13 protein-coding genes are annotated in these 16,061 nt (G+C 48.2%); 7 read left to right on the top strand and 6 right to left on the bottom strand.

What is annotated here, in order from left to right; translation table 11 throughout:
- Window positions 1-225 precede the first annotated feature (225 nt).
- On the bottom strand, window positions 226-1,761 hold the full coding sequence (locus ACJ2PR_RS31175; protein ID WP_446879898.1) for a PAS domain S-box protein: 1,536 nt from the start codon (window positions 1,759-1,761) through the stop codon (window positions 226-228).
- Window positions 1,762-1,911: 150 nt separating this feature from the next.
- Entirely contained in the window at window positions 1,912-2,217 is a 306-nt protein-coding gene (locus ACJ2PR_RS31170; protein ID WP_446860681.1) for a hypothetical protein, read from the bottom strand.
- Between the two features lie 339 nt (window positions 2,218-2,556).
- On the opposite strand from ACJ2PR_RS31170, the gene ACJ2PR_RS31165 reads away from it, so the two are divergent.
- The 4 genes from ACJ2PR_RS31165 to ACJ2PR_RS31150 all read left to right on the top strand — a co-directional run bounded on the left by ACJ2PR_RS31165 (window position 2,557) and on the right by ACJ2PR_RS31150 (window position 9,104).
- Window positions 2,557-4,656 (top strand): protein kinase domain-containing protein, encoded by a 2,100-nt coding sequence (locus ACJ2PR_RS31165; RefSeq protein ID WP_446879897.1) that lies wholly within the window; start codon window positions 2,557-2,559, stop codon window positions 4,654-4,656.
- Between the two features lie 121 nt (window positions 4,657-4,777).
- The gene (locus ACJ2PR_RS31160) at window positions 4,778-6,469 is read left to right on the top strand and encodes a hypothetical protein (RefSeq protein ID WP_446879896.1); all 1,692 of its coding nucleotides are present in this window, start codon (window positions 4,778-4,780) and stop codon (window positions 6,467-6,469) included.
- Window positions 6,470-6,634: 165 nt separating this feature from the next.
- The gene (locus ACJ2PR_RS31155; RefSeq protein ID WP_446879895.1) at window positions 6,635-8,164 is read left to right on the top strand and encodes an FHA domain-containing protein; all 1,530 of its coding nucleotides are present in this window, start codon (window positions 6,635-6,637) and stop codon (window positions 8,162-8,164) included.
- A gap of 337 nt (window positions 8,165-8,501) precedes the next feature.
- The gene (locus ACJ2PR_RS31150) at window positions 8,502-9,104 is read left to right on the top strand and encodes a DUF1003 domain-containing protein (RefSeq protein WP_446879894.1); all 603 of its coding nucleotides are present in this window, start codon (window positions 8,502-8,504) and stop codon (window positions 9,102-9,104) included.
- A 9-nt stretch (window positions 9,105-9,113) separates the two neighbouring features.
- Here the strand turns inward: ACJ2PR_RS31150 and ACJ2PR_RS31145 are convergent, their stop codons facing one another.
- A complete protein-coding gene (locus tag ACJ2PR_RS31145) occupies window positions 9,114-10,337 on the bottom strand; it encodes an amidohydrolase family protein (protein ID WP_446879893.1) in 1,224 nt (407 codons plus the stop codon).
- Window positions 10,338-10,399: 62 nt separating this feature from the next.
- On the opposite strand from ACJ2PR_RS31145, the gene ACJ2PR_RS31140 reads away from it, so the two are divergent.
- Window positions 10,400-10,786: a RidA family protein gene (locus ACJ2PR_RS31140; RefSeq protein WP_446879892.1), complete on the top strand. Its 387-nt coding sequence runs from the start codon at window positions 10,400-10,402 to the stop codon at window positions 10,784-10,786.
- 271 nt (window positions 10,787-11,057) lie between these two features.
- A complete protein-coding gene (locus tag ACJ2PR_RS31135) occupies window positions 11,058-11,315 on the top strand; it encodes a hypothetical protein (protein ID WP_446860688.1) in 258 nt (85 codons plus the stop codon).
- 262 nt (window positions 11,316-11,577) lie between these two features.
- On the opposite strand, the gene ACJ2PR_RS31130 is transcribed toward ACJ2PR_RS31135, so the two are convergent.
- Complete coding sequence (locus ACJ2PR_RS31130) at window positions 11,578-11,925, bottom strand: hypothetical protein (protein WP_446879891.1); 348 nt, start codon at window positions 11,923-11,925, stop codon at window positions 11,578-11,580.
- Window positions 11,926-12,140: 215 nt separating this feature from the next.
- On the opposite strand from ACJ2PR_RS31130, the gene ACJ2PR_RS31125 reads away from it, so the two are divergent.
- A complete protein-coding gene (locus ACJ2PR_RS31125) occupies window positions 12,141-12,620 on the top strand; it encodes an ureidoglycolate lyase (protein ID WP_446860690.1) in 480 nt (159 codons plus the stop codon).
- Window positions 12,621-12,640: 20 nt separating this feature from the next.
- Here the strand turns inward: ACJ2PR_RS31125 and ACJ2PR_RS31120 are convergent, their stop codons facing one another.
- Both ACJ2PR_RS31120 and ACJ2PR_RS31115 read right to left on the bottom strand, forming a co-directional pair.
- Window positions 12,641-13,036, bottom strand: coding sequence for a hypothetical protein (locus ACJ2PR_RS31120; RefSeq protein WP_446879890.1), 396 nt, complete (start codon window positions 13,034-13,036; stop codon window positions 12,641-12,643).
- 547 nt (window positions 13,037-13,583) lie between these two features.
- Window positions 13,584-15,872: a PBP1A family penicillin-binding protein gene (locus ACJ2PR_RS31115; protein ID WP_446879889.1), complete on the bottom strand. Its 2,289-nt coding sequence runs from the start codon at window positions 15,870-15,872 to the stop codon at window positions 13,584-13,586.
- Between the last annotated feature and the right edge of the window lie 189 nt (window positions 15,873-16,061).

Here is a 16,061-nt window from a genome sequence, read left to right as displayed (position 1 = left end):
TTAATGTGTTGGCACTTTGACTTTGACTCGGCATAGTTTGAACGGTAGACCCAAATTCTCTGTGAGCTAGCCTATTTTCTGCTCCCCCTAACCCCTTGAGAGGGTGGAAAAATAAAAGTCCGGTTCCTTTTGTAACGGAGCTAAGGGAGATTTAAGGGATGCAGCTTCTTTGATTGATGTTAGATGAAAGACATTAGACTTGCCCTGTTCAAAGTCCGAAGTCCCCTAGCGGGCGGTTTCGCAGTGCAGTAGCTCGGCTTCTACTTGCTTACGATCGCTAATATCCAGCAAGACACCATCAAGCCACAACAGATTGCCATTCTGGTCAAATACGCCTTGTTTGCGCTCAGTCACCCAGCGGAGACACCCATTGGTATCGACAATTCGGTAGTCGATCGCAGAACGATGGCGGTCTAAAATGGCTTGAATCAGCGAATCCTTGAGAAGGGCAATATCATCCGGATAAACAATGCTGAGATAAGACCGAACTTGATTGTTGGCAAACACCGATGCGGGATAGCCCGTAATGTCTTGAATGCTGTCGCTAATAAACTCCATCGTGTAGCTAGAATCACAGCGAAACACGGCTCCCAAACTGTTGAGAACCAGGGATCTAAACTTCTCTTCGCTGGCTCTGAGTTCGACTTCTAGACACTTACGATCGGTGATATTGTGACCACTGATGACAATATCTTCGATCTCTAAAACTGAGGGAAACTGCTGTCCCTGAATCGACAACGCCACCCATCGATTAGACTTGGCTCTCCACCAGCATTCGATCGATTGATGAGATTGAAGGTTGCTGCTCCAAAGTTGTAGAGCGAGTTCAAATTCGTTCAAATTACTGGGGTGAATGAGTTCTTTGATCTGCCGACCGAGCAACTCTTCGGGCTGATAGCCCAATATGTCCTCAACCGCTGGACTGACATAGATAACCTGTCCGCTTTTGCTGACTTGAATAAACAAGTAGGGACTATCTAAAAACAGCGTTTTCCATTTTTCCTCGGTTCTAACGAGGGTGCTGTAAATCTTTTTACTTTCGGTGACATCTTCTAGCAGAACGGCGTAATAGCTTTGATGCCCCATAATACAGGTCGAAAGCTCAATTCGAGAAACATTAACATTCAGCCAAATGACTTCGTGATTTCTAGAAATGAATCGTTTTTCGATGGTGTAGGTGTTGATCGTTCTGTTGAGTAAACTTTGCTTGAGTGAGAGATCAACCAAGCGATCGTCTGGGTGCACAAATTGTTCAAGATTTAGCCCGCAATCGTTTGTTCCCAAAAGGTTTTGTAGCTTCTGGTTACACTGAATAATGTCTCCATTGGGATTGATCAAAGCGGTCGCTAAATTGGCGTGAGCAGACTGAGAAATTGCCGATTCGTAAGCGGTAGTGAGACTGCGAATTCTTTCTGCTGCACCGATTTTTTTAGCTTCGAGAAACATTAGCTTTGTGCCTGAGTCAAACTTTAGGGAACATTCAACATGCTCCTCTGCGTCTCTCAATCTAGAGAGAAACTGGCTGGTCTCCCCTTGAATTGCACGATGCCAAAACTCAGACAGATCAGGCTGCATAGTCGCCGGAAAATAGTCGAAGAAATCTCTGGCTGTAGAAGTTTGTAACAGCTTCAAAAAGCTTTGACTTGCGTAGATTGTGTGGCCTTGATCGTCACACACACAGATTGGATTCAGCGATTGCTCCAGGAACTCTAATGACTGGTGAGACTGAATTCCAGGAATATCCCAAAAAGTAGAAATCATCTTTGAATATAGGCCTGTGTTTTCGGGTGGAGCTATCTCAGAGCAGGTTTACACCAACTCCAAAGTTTTGCAGTGATCTGGGTCAATTTGTCTCAGGGCTGCGATCGACCCTCCTTGTTGTCTCGCTTCAAGCCAAACAAAAGCGGATTGTCAAATCTGGTAGTCACACCCATTTTTATCAACGACTCTGTAACCCGTAAAATCCTGCGATGCACCGTCCAAGTGAGCCGTTCGTAATATCGGTTCCGTAGCGATGTCTGCCCCTGACGTTTCTAAAAGTACTGCTTCCTGCGTCTTAGAGTCATTGATTCTCTCTAGATTAGAATCCGTATCTGTGCTTGTTTGTAAATTGTCACAGTTCATTGTGCTGCGGTCTGAGTCGATCGCCTTCGAGGGGTAGACTTGTTTGTAGATTGGCACAGGACGTTTTACTTTGCTAAAATAGAAATCAAGCATCCGGATGGTTGTCCTCACTCTTGATAAAGCTAATTAGAACGGTTGCATCAAGTTGGGTTCCAATTAATATTACCGCCTGTTTTTGTTCATTTCTTAGAGAATTAGGTAGTCAAGGACTGCGCGAGTCACTATAATCGATACAAGCATCTAACCAATATTGTCATAGAGAAGCCATCAAATCAGGGTCAGGCTAAATTTTATAGACTGTGACCGCATCTCAGCCTTTTTTACTGACTGTATTGTTCCTAAACTCAGAAAATCCTGCTTCCACAAGAGGCAGTGAGCGGCTTTGGCTATCCTTCAGAAAGACGGTCTGAGCTTACATCCACGCTTCACCTGTTGAGTCTTTCCAGACGATCGACTTCCTGCACTGAACTTCGCGGACAACAGCATTTTTTGAATGGAATGCGGCACGGCCCCCGTCTAAACGGGAGAGAAACGTCCAGTTTCCCCAACCTGTATTGGCAAGGAAGCTGGGTCATGCGATCGTGTCGGATTCCTTCAAACCTGGCTGTCAGCGCGCATCAAAGGTCACCGAGCATGATTGGGCAACTATTAACCGGACGCTACCTGATTCTAGAAAAACTGGGAGCAGGAGGCTTTAGCCAAACCTACCTGGCTCGCGATAAATATCTCCCCCGACATCCGTTGTGCGTCGTTAAATGTCTGCAATTGCCACCCCAAAGCACCATTTCTCTGGAGACAGCCAAACATTTATTTGAGACAGAAGCGACCCTACTGGAGCAGTTTGGGCAACATCACCACCAAATTCCGACCCTTTTTGCCTATTGCCATGAGCAGGAGGATTCAACTTATCTGGTGCAAGAGTACATTGACGGCGAAACCTTAAGCCAATGGCTGGCCCAAGGAAACCGTCTCACCGAAAAGTCTGCGATCGCCCTGTTATTAGAACTGTTACCTATCCTACAAAATCTTCATGCTCAACGAGTGATTCACCGCGACGTGACCCCCAGCAATTTGATCCGTCGTCGTCGAGATGGCAAGATTGTTCTCATTGACTTTGGGGCAGCTTACCGTCTAGCAGAAGATGAATCGGCCGCCCACCCGGATACTTCTGTGCCTTTGGCGATCGGGACTCCTGGCTACATGCCAGATGAGCAACACTTGGGAATGGCTCAGTTAAATAGTGACCTTTACGCGGTGGGGATCTTGGTCATTCACTTACTCACAGGCATTGATCCCCAGCAGTTTAAACAGGATTTGATTTCAGGAGAACTGGATTGGCACCAGCACTTACAGCCCCCCGTCAGCCCAGAGCTTACAACAATCCTCAATCGGCTGGTCAGAACTAAAGCCAGCGATCGCTATCCCCAAGTCTCTGACGTATTAGCCGATCTTCACAAGCTAACGGGCCGCTTTCAACCTGTCGTAAAACACTGGTACAAGGCGCAGCAGTTTATCCTGCCGACTAGCGCACTGCTCTTTGTGGGCGCGATCGTCCTACAGCTATCCAGTCGAGGCATTATTACCCGGTCAATGTTTTCGGGGCAGCAGGCAAAAACGACCCTTCATCAACTAACTCAAAAGTGGTTGCCCCAGTCTGATATGCAGCTAGCGATGACGCGGGAGGTATCCATCAAGTCGGGAATCGATCGCGTAGTGATTTCGCCCAACAAGCAGACGATGATCACCGTGGGAACTGATCACCTGCCGCGCCTGTGGTCATTGCCCCAGGGAACTTGGCGCAAAACTTTATCAGGCTACACGGCCCCCGTCACCAACCTGTCCATTAGCGCCAATAGCAAGCTGTTGCTAACAGGTCGTGAAGATGGCACTATACAGGCGTGGAACGGAATTTCGGGCAAGTTTTTGCAAAAGTTTAAGGGGCATCAAAAGACGATAACGGCGATTGCAATTAGTCCGGACGCACGGACGTTTGTTAGTACTAGTAAAGATAGAACCCTTCGTCAATGGAATTTGCAAACGGGCGCACTGCTGAAAACACTCAACTCCCCAGCAGACATCACCGCAATTACCTATGGAGCTACTTCCGACCAACTGGTTGTTGCCAGCCGAGATCATCAGCTTCAAGTCTGGAATCTCAACACTGGAAACATTGATCGCACCTTTGCCGGACATACCGATACGATCGTCGGACTAGAGCTAATCAATGATCACACTCTGATTAGCTTTGGCAAAGATCGAGGGCTAATGTGGGATCTCAACCACGAAGCCTTAATTCAAGTGTTGCCCCAGGCATCTGCTAATACGATTTTGGTTTCTAAGTGCGATCGCAATATCATTACAGTCCACGGTGACGGCACTGTTCGCATTTGGATTCCTCAAGGCGGAAGATTAGCAATGCGAGAAGTCGGAACATTGGATCAGCCAGGGAATGTAGCGTTTAGTCCAGAACATGATTACTTGGTGAGTTGGAGTGCTAACAAACAGCTACGCTTTTGGCAAATCAAAGATTGATCTTAGTTACTTGTCGATTTCTGAGCATTGAGTGTTCCCATCTGATTGTGCTTGATCCAGTTTTTGCATTAATTACCAGCCCCGACCCATCTAATGACTATTCTGATAAGAGGTAACACCTATGCTGCATAAAATTTCTGAGCAGTCTATGCATCGAGTTCGCTGGCTACTCACCTTGGGCTGGCTGATTTTGATTGCTTCTTTGTTTTATGACCCCATTACACCCGCCTGGACGGATGCCGCCAATTTCAGCAGTCCTTTTCGAGTGGATCTGACTCAGTGCATCAAGATTAGAAAGACCTGTCTGCCTCAGTCTTCGTTTTCGATGAGTGCGTTGATCTGGTGGGCGATGGTTGTTCCTTCGGGAATTTTTGTTCTATTGGTGTTTGGACATGAGTTTTGGCGGCGGATTTGTCCTTTGTCGTTTATGTCTCAGATTCCTCGCGCTCTGGGGATTCAGCGACGGCGAAAAGTAGTCGATCGCCTCACCGGGGAAACTCGACGAGAAGTGGTGACGATCAGCGAAAACTCCTGGCTAGGACGCAATCATTTGTATGTCCAGTATGGGCTGTTTGTTTTGGGGCTGGGGCTGCGAATTTTGTATGTCAACTCCGATCGCTTCTCGTTGGGCGTTTTCCTAATTGCGACGATTATTTGCGCGATGACAATTGGCTATTTGTATGCAGGCAAAAGCTGGTGTCAGTATTTTTGTCCGATGGCTCCGGTGCAGATGGTTTACACGGGCCCGCGATCGCTGATGGGCAGCCAAAATTATCTAGACCCCAAAGCAACCGTGACGCAATCCATGTGTCGGATCACTGATGCCAAAACAGGGTTAGAACAAAGTGCCTGTGTCGGCTGCAAAACGGCTTGTATTGACATTGATGCTGAAAAAACCTACTGGACAGAGTTAAACAAACCCGGTCGGCGGTTGATTCAGTATGGTTATCTGGGGATGGTGATTGCCTTTTACCTGTACTATTTTCTCTATGCAGGCAACTGGGATTATTACTTCACAGGCGCATGGACGCACGAGCGCGATCAAGTTGCCAAGGTTTTGGATACAGGATTCTATATCTACAATCGTGTCATTCCCATTCCCAAAGCGTTTGCCGTGTTTATCACGTTCTTTGTGCTGATGGCGATCACAATCACATTAGGCTTGATATTAGAGAAACTGTGTCGCAAGGTAGTCGTTCATAAAGGTCGTCCGATTTCTAAAGAACAGGCACAACATATTGTATTCACGTTGTTTACAGTGACTTCTTTCTGGACGTTTTTCTCTTACGGTGCCCGTCCTTCGTTAAATCGATTGCCTGACTATCCATTGTTTGCGTTTAATGCGCTGATTGTGTTGGTTGGTTCGCTGTGGCTTTATCAGACACTACGCCGTACCCGTTCTCAATATGAGCGTGAGAATATGGCAACTAGCTTGAGAAAGCAACTCCAAAGGCTGTCGATCGATCCCACGCTACTCGAAGGACGATCGCTGGATGATCTCAGCCCAGATGAAATCTATACGCTGGTCAAAGTGTTGCAGGGCGTTTCTCAACAACTGCGGCTACAAACTTACAATGGCGTTGTGTTGGATCTGTTACGCCAAAAGACGATCGATGCCTCTGGTAGTTTTGAGTTTTGCCAACAGCTTCGCCAGGATTTGCAGCTTACAGACGCGGATCACTTCTCGACCATTGAAGCGATCGGCGCAACCAACCCAGAACTTCTAGCATTTTCTCAAGCGACAGAGCAACGTCACACGGCCGTCACAATGGCAAAAACTATCTCCAAACCTGCCGGAAAAACTATTCTCTGAATGATAGAAGACGTTAGACAAGAAAACGTTAGACGGGACTTTGATGGCAACAGACTTAAGCGATGAAGCCAAAGAAGTGGATCGAATTCAGGCTAAGTCTAAAGCCCAAAGCCCACAGTCCCTTTCCTTCGCCCTCGCCCACCACGACCCAGGAGATTACTCCCAATGTTGATTTTGAAGTCAGTCAACTTTGAGCAGCAGGAATTCCAAAATCATCAGCTTGAAGAATCCTACCCAGGACAAACAGAGTGGGTCATCGGACGCAACACCACCTGCGATCTCGTATTGACTAGCCCAGAAGTCAGCCGAATTCATGGCAGAATTGTGCGTCTCGACGGTGCCTATTACTTTGTGGATGTGGGCAGCACGTCAGGTTCATTGCTCAATGGCGAAATTGTGCCCGTTGATGACCCGCGACAAGTCTATGCAGGCGACTTAATTCAACTTGGAGAGACCTTTCTGCATATTGAAGATCTGGCCGCTCCCTCTTCAGAAGTAGCCGCGATCGACCCTGCCCTGATGTTGCCTACCCATGAATGGGCCCAGGAAGATCTGATTTGTCACTGTTGTCGCATTATTGACGAAACGACTGATGTCAAAACATTTTGTCTGGTGGCGGAGCCTTCTGTCTTGTTTCAATATAAGCCGGGTCAATTTGTCAATCTAGAAGTCGAGATTAATGGGAAGCCCGTGTTGCGCTCTTACTCAATCTCTTCGTCACCGACTCGACCTTATCATCTGATGCTGACGGTCAAACGAGTGCCCAGTCCGCCCGATCGACCCGATTTAGCACCTGGACTGGTGTCTAACTGGCTGCATGATCATCTCAAAGTGGGCGATCGCGTCAAACTCATCGGCGGCCCAATGGGGCACTTTACCTGTCTGCCCAAGCTGCCTGCCAAAGTGTTGATGATCTCAGCCGGGAGTGGCATTACGCCAATGATGTCAATGGTGCGCTGGATACAAGACACAATGGCAAACTGTGATGTTGTTTTTTTCCATAGTGCAACGTCGCCCGAAGATATTGTGTTTCGCTCAGAGCTAGAAACGATCGCGGCTCAAATGCCCAACCTGCAATTAGCCATCACCATCACTCGACCTTCGCTGAGACATCCCTGGATGGGGCTGACCGGACGCATTTCTGAGCCAATGTTAAAGCTAATGGTGCCAGATTTTTTGGAGCGATCGGTTTACGTCTGTGGGCCGAGCGGTTTTATGCAAGGCGGGCGATCGCTGTTAGAAGGCATGAAGTTTCCCATGCAAAACTATCTAGAAGAAAGCTTTGGCGGGCGATCCACTTCGATCAAGCCAGCCGTAAAGCCAGTTCGAGAGAGCGAAATCCCCGAAACAAAGTTTTTCAGAGCGGCAGCACCGATGGCCATCGCACCCTCCACAAATGGAAAGAGTGCCCACACGAGCGAGCCAGCGTTTGCCCCAGTGATTCACTTTATTCAGTCCGATCGCCGAGTACAGGTAGATGGGACGGCTTCGATTTTAGAAGTCGCTGAACAGGAAGGGATTCAAATTCGTTATGCCTGTCGAGTGGGGGCTTGCGGAGCTTGCAAAGTGGAGGTGCGTAAGGGAGAAGTGCGCTATGCCAGTCCGCCGTCTGCTTTGAGCAGTGCCGATCAGCAAATGGGTCAGGCGTTGGCCTGTGTAGCTTGTCCGGTGGGGTCTGTGGCGATCGAAGCTTAGATGAACGTGAATTCGATCTCAGTACAGGACAACAGCTTGCAATAATTCACCGGGAAAGGGTTTCCTGTTACCACATTGACGTTCCAAGTTCAACCTTGCGACTGCCCCATGCTATTGCTTGCTATTATCCCTCCCAACGGGTCTATTGAGTGACCGAAGCCAGTCGCAGAGCTAAAGAGAAACTAGATCGAAACTAGATCAATAACGCATCTAACCGTTCAGATCCAGAGTTTGACTTGGGAATTAGCCGAGCGATCGCCATTTGTCTATCTGTAGAGCGTTACCGATCGCCTCCCTCACATGAGCTAATAAAGGAAAGACCGATCGCTAAACTGCCATGACCTCGACAGAAACGACGCATAAACCTAACAAAACGATCATTCCGACGGCACCTTTACCTGACCCGATCGCTCAAACCATTGATGCGGTGATTGCGCTGCATACCCAGTCTGAAAAATCGCTCTCATCCCATCAGCGCATTGTTGAAAGCATTACTGCATTCTTTAGTCGTCCCGTCTTTCTCTATTGCACGCTGCTGGTTTTGGCCCTGTGGATTATTCCCAATCTGGTATCACCTCGCTTTGGCTTACCTCAGTTTGATCCGCCACCCTTTCAATGGTTAGATGTATTGCTGGGAGGTGGTTCGTTTTTGATGACGATCGGCGTGTTAATTGCCCAAAAGCGACAGGAAAAACTATCTGAACAACGCGCTCAATTAAGCCTGCAACTCAACCTATTGTCCGAACAAAAAATCGCCAAAATCATTGCCCTTTTAGAAGAACTCAGAGAAGATTTACCCAACGTGCGAAACCGACTCGATCACGAAGCCGAAGTGATGAAACAAGCTGCCGACCCCGAAGCGGTGATCACTGCCTTAGAAGAGACTTTAATTTCAGAGTTGGCAGACCTTCAGCAAGCAGCAAAAGAGAACGTTAATTGAACGCAGAACTCATCTGAAAAATTGCTGGTCTAATTTAGTTTGAGAAACAATACGGCCATTTTTGATCACGGTACGATCGCTCGGTGTGGCTCCGATCGCTTCAGTCACAGAGGCTACGTTGAGAATCACTAGATCGGCTAGTTGTCCAACTTGCAGACCGTGTTCAGGAAGTCCGATCGCTTTGGCTGCCAAAGTAGTGGCCATTTCTAGACAGCGATCGTGACTGGTGGCCGTTCCCATTTGCAACACTTGAGCCAACAGCGTACAGATTTTTAGTAAATCACCATCACCAAACGGAGTAAACAGATTTTGCACGTTATTGACTGCAAGACCGACATTCACTCCCATCTCAGCTAAATGATTGACAGGCGCGACACCCCGCCGAACGTTATGCGTATCTTTGCGAGACATCATATACAAATCAGAAGCAGGCAGCGCCAAAATCGAAATTCCTGCTTCTCGGATTGCGGGAGCGATCGCACTAAGTTCCACTGGAGACAATGCAGCTAATTTAGTCATGTGACCCAGACAGACACGCCCCTGCCAACCGCGACGACACGTTTCCTCAATCACAAAGGGCAACGTCAAAGGCTTGTCATCATCTAAAAAATCTAAATGGAAGTCAACATCGCAATCAAACTCCTGAGCAATGTCAAATACAATGCGAACGTTTTGTTCTGGATCAGGATCGACGTAAGGGGCAGACCCGATCGCATTCCCGCCGATCGCTAGTGCTTGTCTCAACAGTTCCACTTGACCCGGTTGATTAGTAATGCCTTCTTGAGCAAACACCGCTAATTGCAGCGTTATCCCCCATGCATATTCTTGACGAAGCGGTAAGAGTGCTTTGATGGCGGTCAACCCGATCGCTGAATCAACTTCAACATGACTTCTCATAGCAGTGGTACCGAAGGCGATCACTCGTTTGATCACTCGTCTAGCTCTGGTTTGAATATCAGCGATCGTAAATGTCTGCTTTGCCTGCAACGTTTGCGACATTGCTTCTGCAAAAGTTCCTTCAATGCTGTGACAGCGATCGAGTAACAGCGCTTTGTCTAAATGAAAATGGGCATCCACTAATCCGGGAATCACTAATTTGTGCGCTGCGTTGATCGTGTCCGTTGCAGAATCAGGAATAGAAGGGGCAATACAGGTGATGCGATCGGCAACAATGCCAATATCCCAAAACCCCGTTTTTTGAGGAAGGCAAGCTTGTGTAATTTTGAGATCCATAACAGCGGTTTGAACGATCGTTAAAGAATTAGTATTTTACTGTCGTTTAAAATAAGCTGCTCATGCTGGAATACATTACCTTACCTGATCACAGACTGCCGCCCTTGGGGCCGTTTTGTCATGCCGTTCGCGCTGGAGACTTGCTGTTTGTGACAGGACAATTAGCCGAAGATCCAACTACCGGAGAAATAATTGTGGGCACGATCGAGCAGCAAACCCAACAGGTGATGGAAAATCTGCAACAGGTTCTCACCCACGCGGGCACCGGGTTCGATCGCATCGTCATGGCACGAGTGTTCATCACCAACCTGCGTCATCTACAGACCGTGAACGAGATTTATTCCTCTTATTTTGGCGATCGCCGCCCCGCCAGAACCACGATCGGCGTAATGGGATTAGCTGGATTAGGCGACATCGAAATTGACCTGATCGCCTACTGTGGAGACTGATTATCTGACTCTCCCCAAACCCCAATCCCGCTGCCTCACGTCACATTTCAACAAATCGAGCGTTAGATTTCTAAGATCACGGTTGTAGGAACCTGTGTCGATCGATACGTGCCCAAATCGCTGGATCGTATCTCTCACTACGGTTTTGCGACAAACCGCCTCGATCACAGGCCTAATAATCTGCGTAGAGATAGACGCTTCTGAGTGCTGGTTTGAATAAACTCTTAGATAAGAACGTGAAATGACTTAGCGAAAAAAAATAGAAAAACTTATGCAACTCCAAATTGAGTGTCGTAATCCATCTCTCAAACGCAGTATCTGTTGTATCTGTGACCAATCCTTTGAAGCAAAAGAAGCCAGAGTCATTGTTTGCGACGATCAAGGTATCGGCTGTGGTGAAGTCTGTTCTGGATGCATTCACAAAGGATATGGCTGGATCAACGATCGCTTCTCACAACTCCATGTCCCCGTCAAATCAGTTCGTAAACCTCGGATGCACTCGCACAAAAACCTACCGATCGGAGCTTAACAAGCCAAAAGGTATCGAATGATGAATGTGGAATGCAGACCTTAGAATCTGTCCCCATTCGTCATTCCATCCTCGTAATTTGAGCCATTTCTACCGACCGGCCAGTCCTTCAGGTCAACAATTTCACTTTAAGCTGCTCGTTAAAGAGCAAAGAAAAGGCTGTAGAAGAGTTGAGGAATGTTGATAGATTGTTCTTTAAATTGAATGCTCTATTTGAACGATCGCCTCAACCCTTCTATCACACCAGCATCATCAAACTGTGCTAATCGACAGGATGACCATAGTTGCGTGAGTTTTTAAGATTAGTCGAGTCGTCCGCCGCTTGTTTGGCGCGAGATTGATTGTTATCTTTGGGCTGATCAACCTCTCTGCCCTGCGAATCGACATAGTGAGCATTCGTCGATCGATTGGGTTTAGCAGGTTCGCCTTCACTAACAACAACATTCCGCTTCCCTTCATAGAGAGTTTTCTGCTTCTCGGCAGGGTTTTCGGGTGCCCCAGGTGCCGAATCAGCTAAAGCAGAATTTCCACCCACCACCAGCAGACCGACTAGCAACGCCACTAGCACAACTCGCCGTAGCAAATGAGAGATGTGTTGAATCATATTCATGCAAGATTCCTTTAAAGTTAATATCTGTGCAACATGAATGCTAAAAAGGATCGATCGCGCTAACGTCTTTCCAGAGACAGGTTATTGTCAAAGGATTGGTTGTAGACCGATAAATAGTTGTCATTCAATTAACGTTAAATAAACATAAGAAATCCAACATCAAAAACCACCGTTCTTCATCCCTCATCCCTCATCCCTCATCCCTCATCCCTCCCATGCCTCCCCATCCCCTCCCCGCTACCTGGATCACCTCTGAAAACTTTCGCCCTTATGGTCAAGTGATCCAGGCTGCTCAAGACGGAAAATCCTATGATGCCGAAGATGCTCAACTCCAGCTTGAGAATGGGATTCCCCGGTTTTATATCATGCGGTTACACCAGCGCGGACGAACGTTTCATCGGATCACGCGCCACACGCAATGCACTCAATGCCTCGGCTCTCTAGAAGGCAAAGAATGGCTAATAGCCGTTGCGCCTCCTCAAAACACTAGCCAGCCAAAGCTCCAAGAAATTCAAGCCTTTCGCATTCCCGGCAACTGCTTTATCAAACTAGACGTAGGCACCTGGCACGCCGGCCCTTATTTTGATACAGACCACATTGATTTCTACAATTTAGAACTTAGCGATACCAACATCACCGATCACGAAACCTGTGATCTTTTGCAACTTTATGGCAGTGAGTTTGAAATGATATAGGCGATCGCTCACCTCATCTTTCAACGACTCTCTTGTTTGGGCGATACTTTTGGCGAGTCTCTATGCTGATCAACCTTCACGCCCTGGGTTTCAACGGTTGCAGTGCCATATACCTCAAGAGCAACATCTACCAGTTGAGTCAAAGTCTGCTGATCAAAAACCCTACCTATCAGAACGACCACCCTACCGCGTTGAGTGACTTGTAGGCGATCGAGGTCTTTAGCCTCAAACTGCTCACAAAAAGCCAGGCTGACCCGTTTTGCTAACCCACTATGGTCATACTCACCGTCCACGCCAACTCGCTCAGGCGGGATCACTTTAAACAATGGTTCAGGGGTTGCAGGCAGGGCATTAACCCGTCTTTCACTCGAAACGATTAAACTTGACCCTAATTCTGGCGATTGCACCCAAGTCATAGCTTTTTTTGTTAGTTTGAGATGATTGCTAATTTGGCATAACTCGACAAGGACTTTGAGCGATCACACGAGGAACTATCCAACACGGATTTATCTCGCGTTCAGCCCTTCCTCAGATCGCACGCTCGCCCATTGCTCTTCCTCATTCATTAAAGGTTTGCGAGAGATTTTGAACAATCTGTCATCAGATAGACGTTGAAAATGAGTCTAAGAATACATGGAAAGCTAAATAACCGTGAATTCGATAAGGCTGCTCACTTTGTTTGCTAGCTCCCTAAATCCCCGCTGTGAAGGACTTTGAATCAAAAGTTCCGTCTCAAAGTTTTCCAGAATGGCGCGTTAAATTAGGCAGCAGAATAAAGCAACAAAGTCAAAAGCTCCATCAAACTGACGATCAGCACAACGAACAATTACACGATCTTTCTCCAACAATCTAACAGTTTTTTTGCGAGAGGAGGCTTTGACTTGAGAACATCACCCTATTGAGGGATGAATTGTTAAGGTAGATTGTATGGAGTAGTACTAGGGGCGAAACTGCACCAAGCTTCTATCGCACCACCTGTCGCATGTAATTTCCCCAAAGTTGAGCCGCTTGACCACTGTTGCCTCCTGTGGGCGTGTTGTTGTCATTGCCCAGCCAGACTCCTGTGACGAGTCCCCCGTTAGGAATGTAGCCAACAAACCAGAGGTCAACGTTGTCGTTAGTGGTGCCCGTTTTGCCTGCTTCTCCAAGACCTAGCGCCGCACTTCTACCTGTCCCGCTTTGGACAACCCCCTGCAAAATAGTCGTCATCGTATCAGCCACTTCAGGCTCCAAAACTTTGACCTGATTGTTGCCATCTTGATCAGCAGAATAAATAACGCGGCAGGTATTGAGATCTCGGCGATCGCTACAATCACCACTATCCAAAATCCGCCTGATGGTACGCGGACGACTGCGAATCCCTTGATTTGCCAACACGCCAAAGGCTCCGGTCAACTCCAGCGGGGTCACTTCACTTTGTCCCAAAACGAGTCCCGGAACCGCCTTGAGTTTGGACTGAATGCCCATCCGCTGCGCCGTTTGAATCACTTTATCCAACCCAACTTCTTGAGCCACTCGCAAGGCAATCACGTTTTCCGACCGCGCCACCCCCGTATACATATCCAGACTGCCGCCCCCACAGCCCTCAAAATATTGACCGCTCCAGTTTAATGGGGCACAAGAATAGGAGTTGTTGGGAGAAATGCCCTGCTTGATCGCGGTGGTGTAGCTAAAAATTTTGAAGGTCGATCCGGGTTGACGCTCGGCCTGAGTCGCCCGATTAAACTGGCTTTCTTGATAGTCAACGCCGCCGACCATCGCCCGCACTTCGCCCGTTTTGGAGTCGATCGTCACCATCGCCCCTTGCGAGTAGCCCGCGCTGGCCCCATTCGTGACAACCGCATTTTGTAGGGCAGCTTCGGCTTTGGCCTGCATCTTGACATCCAGCCCGGTTTGGACGATAAAATTGCCTTCTTGAGCCAGTTGTTTACCCAGCAGTTGTTCTAATTCGTCAAAGACGTGGCTGTAGTAGTAGGGCGCGATCGTACTCTTTAGCTCTTCACGGGCAGCGGGACTGATGTCAATGCGCGATCGTCGGGCCCGTTGGGCTTCTTCTTGCGAAACCATGCCTTGCTCGGCCATGCGACTGATCACGCGATCGCGGTAGTCGATCGCCGCCTGATAGTTGCGAACTGGGTTGAAGCTGTTGGGCGCTGGCAAAATCCCCGTCAGGGTTGCCGATTCTGAAAGGGTGAGATCTTTAGCAGACTTGCCAAAATAAAACTGGGCAGCATCTTCAAATCCATAGGTGCCACTGCCTAGATACACCCGATTGAGATAAGTCAGCAGCAAAAATTCTTTACTATAAACCGTCTCCAACTTGAGGGCGACGGCTGCTTCGCGGAGCTTGCGGGCGGCCGAATCTTGACGACCTACGTAATCTGGGACAAGATTGCGCGCTAGCTGCTGAGTGATCGTACTGCCTCCCTCACGAATTTCACCGCCGCGAATATTGGTCACAAAGGCTCTGGCAGTGCCGATCGGGTCAACGCCCAAATGCCAGTAATAGCGCGTATCTTCAGAAGCCAACAGCGCTTTGGGCAAATAGGGTGAAAATTCTCGAACTTGAGCCAACTCTGTATGACGCTGAGTGCGCGGAGTCCGCAGGGTTTGCCCTTCTCTGGAATACACGATCGTCGGCCCTTGCACTGAGACTGGCAGAGGATAGACGGAAAACTTTTGCCATTCAATGCCGATCGCGGCTACCGTAATCGCCGTCACTCCACTGACCCCATACAGCCCGTAGCGGATGGCTTTGATGTACCAGGGAGCCGGATCTTTGTACTGCAAGCGGACGGCGGCGGCTAACTCTGGTGGCCCCAGCGAGAGAATATCACCGTCGTAAAGCGTTTTGGTCTGGAGTCTGCGCTTGCCGCGATAAATACCGTTGGTCGAATTTTCGTCCCTGATTTGAAAGTGAGTGCGCGTTGGCAACCCCAAAAATTTGCGCCGTTTTTCTCGATGCAGAGAGACATGCACCTGACTGACGACCGGATTTCGCACCACAATGTCACAGGATTTAGAACTGCGCCCCAGCAGATAGCGATCGCCCAACAAGGGATACGCTTCTGCCTTAGAAGCATCTGCATCCTGTACCAATAACTCCGGCACTCTGGCATTGGGTTTGAGCTTGAGCCTAGTAAAGTTGATTTTGGCGATCGTCTGTACCGCTTGCGTCAGACTGCCAAGAATGGTTTTTGATTTACGCGACTGTGGCGGCTGATGGGGCGGTGGATGAGGAGGCTGAGTCATGGGTGCATCGCAAGATAAGTCAGTATAAATTACGCCTTCAACAATGCTAGACAGATTTTCTGATTCATTCTAATGAATTTAGTGCCCAAGGTGAGAGAATTCTGAGTTTGAGCGTCCGTCGATCGCAAATTGACCTTATACCAAATCAACCAACAAATGATACTCATAAAAAATCAGTTAATTAACCGA

It is taken from the genome of Phormidesmis sp. 146-33 (genome assembly GCF_052939515.1).
This window is presented reverse-complemented; position numbering and strand designations above follow the sequence as displayed.